Annotated in this window: 9 protein-coding genes; 1 reads left to right on the top strand and 8 read right to left on the bottom strand. The window is 49.2% G+C overall.

Annotated features, from left to right (window positions below; translation table 11 throughout):
• Positions 1-20: 20 nt before the first annotated feature.
• From AB5026_RS01805 to AB5026_RS01780, 6 genes are read right to left on the bottom strand one after another with little or no spacing between them, the layout of a single operon-like run.
• Positions 21-1022 carry an aldo/keto reductase gene (locus AB5026_RS01805; protein ID WP_147602919.1) on the bottom strand — a complete coding sequence of 334 codons (1002 nt, stop codon included), beginning with the start codon at positions 1020-1022 and terminating at the stop codon, positions 21-23.
• A gap of 46 nt (positions 1023-1068) precedes the next feature.
• The gene (pfkB, locus tag AB5026_RS01800) at positions 1069-1998 is read right to left on the bottom strand and encodes a 1-phosphofructokinase (RefSeq protein ID WP_368212627.1); all 930 of its coding nucleotides are present in this window, start codon (positions 1996-1998) and stop codon (positions 1069-1071) included.
• A gap of 1 nt (position 1999) precedes the next feature.
• Positions 2000-3052, bottom strand: a complete 1053-nt coding sequence (locus tag AB5026_RS01795) for a galactitol-1-phosphate 5-dehydrogenase (RefSeq protein ID WP_015527307.1) — start codon at positions 3050-3052, stop codon at positions 2000-2002.
• 2 nt (positions 3053-3054) lie between these two features.
• Positions 3055-4572, bottom strand: a complete 1518-nt coding sequence (gene xylB, locus AB5026_RS01790; protein ID WP_265190744.1) for a xylulokinase — start codon at positions 4570-4572, stop codon at positions 3055-3057.
• Positions 4572-5597 (bottom strand): LacI family DNA-binding transcriptional regulator, encoded by a 1026-nt coding sequence (locus tag AB5026_RS01785; RefSeq protein WP_147602915.1) that lies wholly within the window; start codon positions 5595-5597, stop codon positions 4572-4574. Before AB5026_RS01785 ends, xylB begins: the two co-directional genes overlap by 1 nt.
• A gap of 34 nt (positions 5598-5631) precedes the next feature.
• Complete coding sequence (locus tag AB5026_RS01780; protein ID WP_015527310.1) at positions 5632-6483, bottom strand: class II fructose-bisphosphate aldolase; 852 nt, start codon at positions 6481-6483, stop codon at positions 5632-5634.
• Positions 6484-6830: 347 nt separating this feature from the next.
• Between AB5026_RS01780 and AB5026_RS01775 the strand changes: the two genes are divergently transcribed.
• Positions 6831-7277, top strand: coding sequence for an RbsD/FucU family protein (locus tag AB5026_RS01775; RefSeq protein ID WP_015527311.1), 447 nt, complete (start codon positions 6831-6833; stop codon positions 7275-7277).
• Between the two features lie 117 nt (positions 7278-7394).
• On the opposite strand, the gene AB5026_RS01770 is transcribed toward AB5026_RS01775, so the two are convergent.
• Positions 7395-10319 (bottom strand): C1 family peptidase, encoded by a 2925-nt coding sequence (locus AB5026_RS01770; RefSeq protein WP_368212626.1) that lies wholly within the window; start codon positions 10317-10319, stop codon positions 7395-7397.
• Positions 10320-10358: 39 nt separating this feature from the next.
• Entirely contained in the window at positions 10359-11231 is an 873-nt protein-coding gene (locus AB5026_RS01765) for a hypothetical protein (protein WP_022427204.1), read from the bottom strand.
• Positions 11232-11301 lie beyond the last annotated feature (70 nt).

The raw sequence follows: 11301 nt of genomic DNA, 5'->3' as shown, positions 1-11301 counted from the left end.
GATTTTCCTGCATATTTTTATTATTTTACGATAACGCCATCCTCGTCCCAGAGGTCATGCCAGTCCCTGGCACCATGCCACAGAAATACCTGTCCTTTTACAAGACGGTTGCCTTTTTCCAGAGTTGCGATGGTTGCCATTTCTTTCTCTGTAAGGGGATCCTCTGTGACACATTTCAGGTTGCTTGCATAGTTGTGCACAGAGAACGGAATGGAGATCTCTCCTCTCTGATGTGCCCATTTCAGAGCGATCAGAGCCGGATGAACACCATGTGCCTTTGCGATCGCCTGCATCTCCGGAACCTCCAGATCCGCAACATCCTCCGGGCAGATATCTCTCTCCGGTCTGCGTGGAGAACCAATCGGCATATAGCCTACCGGCTGGATGTTATGCTCTACCAGATAATCATAAAGCTCCTGCTGCTGGAAGCATACATGAAGCTCAAGCTCACAGGTTGCAGGTTTGATCTTCATAAGCGGAAGAACTGCCTCAAGCTTCGGAATGGTCATATTGGAAATACCAATGTAACGGATCTTTCCTTTTTCTACCAACGCCTCACACTGGCGGTATGTATCCATAAACTCCTCCACACTGAAGGGTTTGGACTCCGGATTTCTGGAATCCACATCACATCCCGGTGCATGATAGTTCGGGAATGGCCAGTGGATGAAATACATATCCACATAATCGCACTGAAGATCCTTAATGCTCTTGTCGCAGGCTTCCTCTACTCTTCTGTGCATGTCGTTCCATACCTTTGTCATGATAAAAAGATCCTTACGCTCTACAACACCTTCGTCAAAAGCGTCCTTAAATACCTGGCCGATCTCATGCTCGTTTCCGTAACATGCGGCACAGTCAAACATACGGTAGCCACTGCGGATCGCGCCTGCAACAGCTGCAGATACATCCTCTGCGGATACACGGTCGGAACCGAATGTTCCCATTCCGACACACGGAACCTGCTCGCCGGAAGGAAGTGTCACTTTCGGCACAATTGCCGGATTGATAACTTCTGCCATCTTTACATCTCCTTTTTTATAAAAATTTTTTTATTATAAGCTTATCTTATAAACGCCTGATCTCGATCTTCGGAAGAAGAGCCTCCATATCCTCCATCACAAAGAAGCCCGTTTCCTCGCGCATGGCTGCCGCCGCTGAGATCGCACTGGCTCTTTGCAGAGTCTCTTCCAGGGAAAGTCCCTCACTTAATCCAAGGGCAAAGCCTGCGATCATGGAATCTCCGCAGCCTACGGTATTTACCGCATCGATCTTCGGAACCACCGCACGGAAAATCCCTTCCTCTCCGACTGCCAGGGAACCATCTGCTCCAAGCGAGACCGCCACGATCTTCACACCATCGGCATGGATGGCTTTCGCTGCTTCAATGATATCGTTGATATCGTCACAATGCTTGCCTGTCAGCATACGGATCTCATCAATGTTAGGCTTGATCAGTGTCGGTGCTGCCTTGATTCCCTCTTCCAGAAGCTTGCCGCTGGTATCCAGGATCACCGGTTTTCCGGCGTCTTTCACAATCTTCACAAGGCGCTGGTAGGCACTTCCGTCAAGTCCCTTCGGCACGCTGCCGGACATCGCCACAACAGAAGCGTCTTTTACAAGCTGGCGAAATTTTTTCTCAAAGCCCTCAAAATCTGCCTCTGTCAGTGTAAATCCCGGCTCCAGGAATTCGGTCTGTACATGATTCACCTCATCCCAGATGTTGATACAGGAGCGGCTCTCCGCCTCTACATGGTAAAAAGCACTCTTAATGCCAAAGGGTTTCAGGGCAGCTTCTATATAATTGCCTGCGTGGCCGCCTACAAAGCCGGTGGCAACCACTTCAGCACCGTAAATGGACGCCGGCTTGGAAACATTCAGTCCCTTTCCGCCGGGAACGTAGGTACATTCACGCACACGGTTCACTTCGCCCACTTTAAAATCATCCACTACATAACGCTTGTCAATGGCAGCGTTTAAGGTTACTGTCAGGATCATATCAGTCTTCCTCATTGGAAAGAAGGATCTTTCCTTTTACAAGGCCCGGCGTCTTGAACAGCTGGAAGGCCTCCTGTGCCTGGCTCATCGGGATTTTCTTATAGATGAAGCCCGGGTCAAACTTCAGCTGGCCAGTTGCAAAATAATGCGCCGTCAGCTCCCACTCACGTCCCGGATACGGGGCACTGTAGGACATCCAGGAACCGGTAAGCTTGAACTCCTTACGGTTCATGTTCTCCCACTCCTTCGGTGTAAAGGTAAGGTTTTCATGAGGAGTACCAATGAAGCATACATGTGCCTTGTTTGCTGCAAGCTCAAATGCCATATGCATGGTGGGAACCTGTCCGGCTGTCTCAAATACGAAGCCGTAGCCCTTTCCACCTGTAATGGCCATGGCTTTTTCCATATATCCCTCTTCCTTTGTGTTGATGATCTCATCTGCGCCGAGACGCTTTGCAAGAGCAAGTCTCTCATCGCTGATATCAAAGACCACTACCTTCTTGGAGCCGAAGATCTTTGTCCACTGCATGGTGAACATACCAACTGTACCACCGCCAAGGATCGCCACATACTCACCACCGTGGTAATCGTTCTGGAATACACCGTGGATGGCTACGGTTGCAGGCTCAAACATGGCTCCCTGCTCATATGGAACATTGTCTGCGAATGGTACTGCATTCTGCTCAGGAACCACTACATAATCTGCGTTTGCTCCCTGCTCTCTGGAACCGATGAAGCTGTAATGCTTGCAGAGAGAGAAATTACCCTTCTGGCAGTCGTCACATTTCATACAGGGAAGAAGCGGTGCACCGGATACACGGTCGCCGACCTTCACCTTGGTAACGCCTTCTCCCACTTCCACCACATCGCCGGAAAATTCATGTCCAAGCACGATGGGATAAAAATGTACGCCGTGATTTAATACACGCGGGATATCAGATCCGCAGATCCCGGAATATCTTACCTTGATCTTCACATGGCCCGGTGTTACCTGAGGTTCTTCCACTTCCTGATACTGAACATCCTCATTTGCTACTACTACTGCTGCTTTCATGATCACTTTTCCTCCTCATTTCTCATCATAGGTTCAAGAGATTTATAGAGATTTAAATAGGTTTTATAGGTTTTCTCATAAACGTCCCGGTTTTCCGGGTTCGGTTCATGTCTTCTTGTTTCCTTTACCGTAAGACGGATGGCCTCATCATAATCCTGATACATTCCAACACCAACACCTGCCAGAATCGCTGCGCCAAGTGTTGTTGCCGTATCAGAGGACGGCACTACGATGGGTTTTCCTGTGATATCGGATTTGATCTGTGTCCAGAGAAGAGAATTTGCAGAGCCTCCCATTGCGCGGAGAACTTCCACATCTGCTCCTGCTTCCTTTGCCACCTCAAGGTTGTGTTTCAGAGAAAGTGCTACGCCTTCCATACAGGCACGTACCATATGTCCCTTGGTCTTGGCAAAATCCAGTCCGTAGAATACGCCCTTCGCATTAGGATTCCAGATCGGGGAACGCTCACCGGACATATATGGAAGAAATACCACTCCGTCACTGCCTGGTGCGACCCTTTCCGCGATCTCATTGAGCTGATTCAGAGAAGAGCCTTTTTCTCCTGCTACAGAGCGCTCATAATCTGCAAACTCACGTTCAAACCAGCGCATGACACCACCACCTCCGGTGGTTCCTCCCTGAAGGAGCCACTGTCCCGGAACCACGTGATAGCCAAGGATCAGTCTGGGATCTGCCTTGTACTCATCCATGCAGATGCTCATTCCGCCGGCCTGTCCGCCTTGCTCCTGTGTCTCACCCGGATGGATCACTCCAGCCCCCAGTGTTCCGCATGCCGCATCCAGACCACCGGCAACAACCGGTGTTCCCACAGCAAGGCCGGATTCCTCCGCCGCCTTCTCTGTAACTGTTCCCACAACATGATCACAGGCACAGATCTCAGGAAGAAATTCCATGGGAATCCCAAGCTTTCTGCACATATCCTCATCCCAGGCTGCCTTTCTCATGTCAAAGCAATGCAGGCCATAGCCCTGGGAAACATCCTGGCTCATCACACCCGTCAGCTTATATGCAATGTAGCTGTTAGACTGCAGGATCTTGTGGATCCTTTGGTACACCTCCGGGAGATTTTCTTTATACCAGAGGATCTTTGCAGTTGTGTAGGACGGCTGAAGGGAATTACCGGATATTTCAAAAATCTGCTCTGCCCCGATCTCTTCATTCAATCTGTCACAGATAGACTGTGCTCTGGTATCCATCCAGATCGGAGTGTTTGTCAGTACATTTCCGTCCTTATCCATGGCAATGGCTGACCAGCTCTGACCGTCAATACCTATGCCTGCGATCTCCTCAGGTGCTATCCCCACTTTTTGGATGGCCTTCTTTACCGCCTGACAAACAGCACTCCACCATTCTTCCGGATTCTGTTCTGCCCAGCCCTCCTTCGGATAGTAAACCGGATAATCGCCGTTGGCCGCAGCCACAACCGTTCCCGATTTTTCAAAAACCGCAACCTTACAGGCACTGGTTCCGATATCAATACCTAATAAATATGGTTTCATTATAGCTTCTCCTTCTCGTCCAGCACACAGACGGATTTTCCCATGATGATCTCTGCGCCAAGCTTCTCCGTGATCGGTTCTGTTTCTTCACTTGCAGCCCCTTCCAGCCGTTTCAGCATGATTCCCGCCACTTCTCCGGCAATCCCCTGTGTAGGCTGTGCCACAATGGTAAGCTTGGGATTGCATGCTCTGGCAAACTGCAGATTGTCAAAACCGATCATAGACAGCTGTTCCGGGATCTTAAGACCCAGCTCATTCATCCCGATCACCGCCCCCATGGTCATCTCATAGTTGGTAACAAACACGGCCGTCATATCCGGATTGTCCGCAACAAGCTTCTCAATTCCCTGCACACCGCCCTGAATGGTATAATCGCCGTGATAGATCAGAGATTCCCGTACCGGTATATTTTCTTTTTCGTATGCATTGCGGTACCCCTGGAGACGTTCCTGAGCGGTGGAAATTTCCTCCGGTCCGCCAATGATCCCGATCTTACGGTGTCCTGCCTGAAAAAAAACTCTCATTGCGTCCTCAGCCGCCTTCTCGTTGTCTACAAGAACACTGTCACAGGAAAGCTCCCTGATCCTGCGGTCAATGAGTACGATGGGCTTTCCGGTTTTCTGAAATTTTTTCAGATGATTACCTTCCGCATCCACCGGCATGCTGATGATCCCGTCCACACGCTTCCGGCTTAAAAACTCCACTGCATCCCGCTCCAGTCTCTTATCGGTACGGCAGTCACAGACAATAGTCGCATATCCGTGACTCCTTAAGACATCCTCCATTCCTGTGATGATCTCCGCGCAAAAGGTATTGTTAAGCTCCGGGATCACCACGCCGATGGTCTTGGTAGCATTAGTCTTAAGCCCTCTGGCCACCTCATTGACCTCATAATGCAGCTCCTGAATGGCCTCCTCGATCTTTATTCTGTTTTTTTCTCTTACGTTTCCGCCGTTAAAATAAGAAGAAATCGTTGCGAGCCCAAGTCCGGTCCGCCTGGCAATATCTTTCATGGTTGCTGCCATACTGATTACTCCGTTTCTGTTTTTTTACAGAAGATCATTCTGCCTTTCCATCACAGCCGCAAACCTTCATACGCGCCTCAACCAGCTCCTTCACTGCCTGGATCGCTTTCTTTCCGTAGGCCTTCGGGTCGATGGTGTTCTCATTCTCTGCAAAGGTCTCCTTCACTGCCCTGGAATATGCAGCACGAAGCTCTGTTGCAAAGTTAACCTTGCAGATACCACGTTTTACACAGTCGCTGACATCCTCATCACTGAGTCCGGATGCCCCGTGAAGAACAAGGGGGATATCTACGACTTCGCGGATCTCGCTTAAGCGTTCCTTGTCAAGAACCGGTGTTCCCACATAGAAACCATGTGCGGTTCCGATGGCAACTGCCAGGGAAGTAACACCTGTACGCTCCACGAATTCCTTCGCCTCCTGCGGGTCGGTATTAGTGTCTGCCTCAGCCTCAAGATCATCCTCTTTACCACCGACCTTACCGAGCTCAGCCTCACATGGGATATCCAGGGCTGCTGCCACATCCGCAACTCTCCTGGTCTCTCTGATATTATCCTCAAAATCCAGCTTGGAACCATCGATCATCACAGAAGTATAGCCTGCATGCATTGCCTGCATCGCAAGCTCAAAGCTGCTGCCGTGGTCAAGATGAAGGCATACCGGAACGGAAGCCTTGGCCGCCTCTGCTGCTACGATCGCAGCGTAAGTCTCAACCGTACCATATTTAACAGTAGAAGGTGTTGTCTGGATCATAACCGGTGCTTTCAGCTCCTCAGCTGCCTGGATGATCGCCTTCACCATCTCCATATTCTCTGCGTTGAATGCTCCTACTGCATATCCGCCCTTCTGTGCCTTTAACAGCATTTCCTTCGATGTAACCAGTGGCATAATCTTCTCCTCCTTGGAATCATAATCATTGTGTTTGTTTTGTATTATTTTCTCATTTGGTCCAGAAACCGAAACGTTTCCGTTTGAGTTCATCATAGCGCTCCATACGTTTTCTGTCAACCATAAAATTTTCATCATTTACAGGAAAATATTCCCTTGAAAAGAAGACCAAATACCGTTAGATTAATTAATAAGAGTTCTAAAGCCTGTGGCCGGGCAGGTCTGTCTGATACTACCGGCGTCATAACAGTTTCGGAAATCCATGTATCCTGTTCTGATCACCTGAGCCTGATGCTGTAATTTCCGAAATGCTGTAAGTACACAATGATCTTAGGAGGATATAAACTATGTTAAAAGGAATTCCAGAAATCTTATCACCAGAATTACTGAAGGTTTTATGTGAGATGGGACACAGTGACCGTCTTGTTATCGCTGACGGAAACTTCCCTGTAGAATCCATGGGAAAAAATGCCATCACCATCCGTTGTGACGGACATGGCGTTCCGGAGATCCTGGATGCCATCCTGAAGCTCTTCCCGCTGGATACTTATGTAGAACATCCGGTAAACCTGATGGAAGTAATGCCTGGCGATAATGTGGAGACACCGATCTGGGATACATATAAAGAAATCGTTTCCAAACATGACGAGCGTGGCGAAAAAGCCGTTGGAAACATCGAGCGTTTCGCATTCTATGACGAAGCAAAAACTGCATACTGCATCATCTCCACAAGTGAGAAAGCACTTTATGCCAACATCATGCTTCAGAAAGGCGTTGTGATCAACAACGACTGATCTTTCTTTTGAACTGCCTGATATAATCATATATAATACACATATTCAACCAAAACATAAAACGCCCGGATCTGGAATGTTTCAAGCCAGATCCGGGCGTTTTATATTTTAACACTTTTATCTCTTTGCTGCTTTTGCGGCATATCCTCCGCAGAGTACTTTTCCACCGGAGGTTTTTATCCCTGCACGCACCGCATAGTAATACGTTGTTCCCTTTTTTGCGGTCTTATCCTCAAAGGAGGAGCTGCTGCCTCCGGAAACTGTACTGATCTTTTTCCATGAACCCTTTCCGGTCTTACGGTAGATCTGATAGCAATCTGCTTTCTTCTGCGCTTTCCAGCAGATCTTCAGCCCCCTGGAGGTCTTCCTGACACTGGATATCTTCTGAAGTTCCGGATAGGACAGGATATAGCTGCTTGCCTGATATCCTCCGAAAACTTTTTTCCCGTCTACATTCTTATATGGCCTCACAGCATAAGCGTAGGAGGTGATTCCCTCAATCTTCGTGTCCTGCCAGGACAATACTTTGTTGTTCACGGTTCCGATCCGAACCCAGCTTTTCCCCTGGAGCTTCCGGTAGATATGATAGCCACTGGCTCCGGAAACCTTCTTCCAGGATACCCTGTTACATGGTCCGCTGACAGCTTCAGCCACTGCACGGGCCTTCCCCAGCTCCGCTTTTGCTGATAACGGCGAAGATGCGGCTCCATAAACAGTCTTCTTTCCGGAAAGTACATAAGAAGCCCGGATCCGATACGTATAAGTGCTTCCTGTTTTCACTGCAGTATCCTGCCAGGTCACTACATCTGCTGTCACGGTTGCCATTTTTTTTGAATTTCCGCTTTCATCCCAGCGATAGATAGCATAACGATTGCAGCCGGGAACTGCTTTCCAGGAGATCCGTATCCTGTTAAATGCCTTGGAAACCAGTTTTACACCTGTGGTCTGACGAAGCTTCACCGTAACCTTACAGGTAGCTCGGATTCCCCTGGCATTTTTTCCGTAACAGGTTATGGTTGCTGTTCCCGGATTTTTTGCAGTAACAACGCCGCTTCCATTTACAGCAGCCACACTGGTATCTGAGCTTTCCCAGACAATGCCGGAAGCAGCCATCTCGGATCTGGTAGCCGAGGCATTCAGTGTTTTCTGATCTCCGGAATACAGATCTATCTCAGAGGAAGAAAGCTGCATCTTGGCCGCACTGCTCAGAGTCCTGGTATGCGCCTTGATCCTCGGAGTTACCGATGGATTAAATTCAACCGCATCCATCCAGGTATCCTCCGCGTTATATCGCAGAAAGCTCTGACCGGATACGATAGACGGAGAAAAGCTGCACCAGCCATAACTGACCTCTGCCTCCACACAGTATTTTATATATGTGCTTCCTGCATTTGTCACCACAATAGAATACAGACTGTTCTGGCTGAGCAGAACCTCCGGGATCTGAAAAGTCATAACCCCAGCCATCGGCTGACTGCAGGAAACCGGTGTAGAATATGCCGGTGTTCCACTGGTAGGATCACTGGCATCCTTCAGATTTGTGTATACCTGCACAGTATAGGAATTATTGGCAGACATGGAGCTAAGAGTCACCTCGCCAAGCGATTCCGCTTTTCCGTTTCCTGCACTGGCACGAAAAACCGTAGACAGCTGTTCCCCTGCATACATGCGGATAGAACCAAGGCCCGACGTTCCGTCATAAAAATAATTGTTTCTATATTTCGGTGTATTGACAGCCGTAGCCGCAACCAGCTCACTGACAGACTTATCCTCATAGGACATATAAAAATATCCGGATTTTCCCCAGCCTGTACCCCAGCTGTTCTTGACGATCCAGGCTCCGTCTCCCTTTACCTTGGAAGATGCCCGGAAATTCTTCGCAGAATAATTGTCATCCCAACCCACCACTGTAACTACATGATTCACGTTCTTGGTGCTGGTAGGATAGGAATAGGCCGCTGTACTTGCATTGTAATAGGCATTCTGTGCATTATACATCACAGTAACTGAATTATTTGCAACCAGAAGCTTCTTCATGGCATTTACGGAATAATCGGAAAAATAGGTATTTTTCAGATAAGCAGCTGCATTGTACGCCTTGGATGCCGCCGGAGTCACACCGGTTTTCTGTGTATGCGTGGAATCTGTTGCCAGAGGCACATCCCCTTCTGTTGTCATTCCGGACCAGGTGCTCAGAAACATGGAAGCCAGAAGATCATTTCCGCCCTCATGATAATCTGCGTTTCCTTTATCATCTGTCCCCATATGCTTATTGACATCCCCGTAGGTATTTCCAAGCGGGTCATTCTTTCTGTTTGCAAAAAAATACGCCAGATGCTCTTCCGACAGATCATAAGCCCCAAGGCCCTGGGTCAGAAACGAGGTTTCCAGAAGAGAGGCCATTCCAAATGCCCAGCACATACCGTAGGGCTCCTGATTCTTTACGGAAGTGACATATCCCTGATCCGCTGCATTATAATAGGACGGATAGGCCGCAGCTCTTCCCATCGGTACCTCATCCACATCATTTCCGATCTCCACGGCGGTGGAATAAGAGGTCAGATTATCAAAGGGTGCCAGCTGTTCCTGCTCCTCTTCCTCCGTAAGCGGACGGCCCTTGATATATTCGATGCCGGACTCACCACTGTCTGAGGCATCCCCGAAGCTCTCCTCACCGTCACCAAAGGTATCCTCCTGGGAATCAAAAGACGATCCTTCTGATATTTCGGGAGTTTCTGTATCCTCCCCTGAACTCTGCAAGGCTATATCCTCGGTATCCCTGTCGGCTGCCTCTGCAATATCCTCGGTCTGTTCATCCGGGATACCGGTGTTCTCTGTGGTATTCTCTTCTGCGGTCTCCGTCGTATCCTCTGCTTCCGCCGGCTGCGTCTGTGTATCTTCTGACCATTCTTCATTGAAGCCTTCCGCAGAATCACTGAAGCCTCCCACATCGGCTGCCATGACCGGAACCTGGCTGCCCGCAACTGCCACACACAGAAGAAGCGGCAGTAATTTCTTCCTGACAAGCTGTAGTCTCTTCACAAAATTCTCCACTTTTCTTATATTGATCTGGTTTATCTGTTAACGTTTCTTCAAATGATAACCCAGAATTCCGATTACTGCAAGTACTGTTGCGATCCCGATCCAGATAAACGGACTTTTATACCAGGAATTTTCTTCTTTAAAGGATGTCGCAGCTGTGCCATTGACCGGCTTAGTGACAGCTTCATCCGCAGATTTCCCACCTTCTGTTGTTCCATCCGCTGCAGGCGGTCCCTGGACCTCGCCGCTCTGAGCCTGAGAACTACCTGTGCTGGCCGTCCCTGCAGGTGGCCCCTGAACCTCACCTCTCTGAGCCTGAGATTCATCTGTGCTGGCCGTCCCTGCAGACGCTCCCTGTCCTTCGCCATTCTGAGCCTGAGAGTTGCCTGTATTGTCCGTCCCTGCAGACGTTCCCTGTCCTTCGCCATTCTGAGCCTGAGAGCTGCCTGTATTGTCCGTTCCTGCTGCTTTCCCCTGAGTCTCGCCGGCTGCGGAATTCTGCGTATCGGATGCGTCTCCCTGATTCACTGCAGAAGTCTCTTTCTCCGTGCTCCCTGCGATTCCGGCCTTCGCCAGCTCCGCATCCTTTGAAGGCCGCAGCTCCTCCAGCGGCACATAACCGTATCTGCCATTATACTCTGTATATCCCCAGGTCTCACCATTCTTCTCTGTCTCCCCTTCGATATGCAGGACAGTACCATCCCTTACCGTCTTATCATTGAGCTTTTCACCTTTTCCGTCGGTGGACGGATAGATATCCACACCAACTCCACCGGAATCCACAGTCATATAATAATCTGTGGTATCCGCCGGAGCCTCCACCTTCACCACAACCGACTTGTCCGCATACACCGGAACACTCATACTCAGCACCAGCATTCCTGCCAGAAGCACACCTTTGCACCTTTTCATTGCTCTTTCCTCCCTCAAAAAATCTCACTGCCATTCTATGCATAAAATCCCCTTATATTTCTCTTTTGCC

The organism is Blautia sp. RTP21359st1_E11_RTP21359_211015, from assembly GCF_040910705.1.
GTDB classification, from domain to species: domain Bacteria; phylum Bacillota; class Clostridia; order Lachnospirales; family Lachnospiraceae; genus Blautia_A; species Blautia_A fusiformis.
This window is presented reverse-complemented; position numbering and strand designations above follow the sequence as displayed.

Excerpts from the sequence above, each read along its gene's own strand:
- AB5026_RS01775 (WP_015527311.1), top strand. The coding sequence starts at position 6,831 with ATGTTAAAAGGAATTCCAGAAATCTTATCACCAGAATTACTGAAGGTT.
- xylB (WP_265190744.1), bottom strand. The coding sequence starts at position 4,572 with ATGAAACCATATTTATTAGGTATTGATATCGGAACCAGTGCCTGTAAG.
- AB5026_RS01785 (WP_147602915.1), bottom strand. The coding sequence starts at position 5,597 with ATGGCAGCAACCATGAAAGATATTGCCAGGCGGACCGGACTTGGGCTC.
- AB5026_RS01805 (WP_147602919.1), bottom strand. The coding sequence starts at position 1,022 with ATGGCAGAAGTTATCAATCCGGCAATTGTGCCGAAAGTGACACTTCCT.
- AB5026_RS01765 (WP_022427204.1), bottom strand. The coding sequence starts at position 11,231 with ATGAAAAGGTGCAAAGGTGTGCTTCTGGCAGGAATGCTGGTGCTGAGT.
- AB5026_RS01795 (WP_015527307.1), bottom strand. The coding sequence starts at position 3,052 with ATGAAAGCAGCAGTAGTAGTAGCAAATGAGGATGTTCAGTATCAGGAA.
- pfkB (WP_368212627.1), bottom strand. The coding sequence starts at position 1,998 with ATGATCCTGACAGTAACCTTAAACGCTGCCATTGACAAGCGTTATGTA.
- AB5026_RS01780 (WP_015527310.1), bottom strand. The coding sequence starts at position 6,483 with ATGCCACTGGTTACATCGAAGGAAATGCTGTTAAAGGCACAGAAGGGC.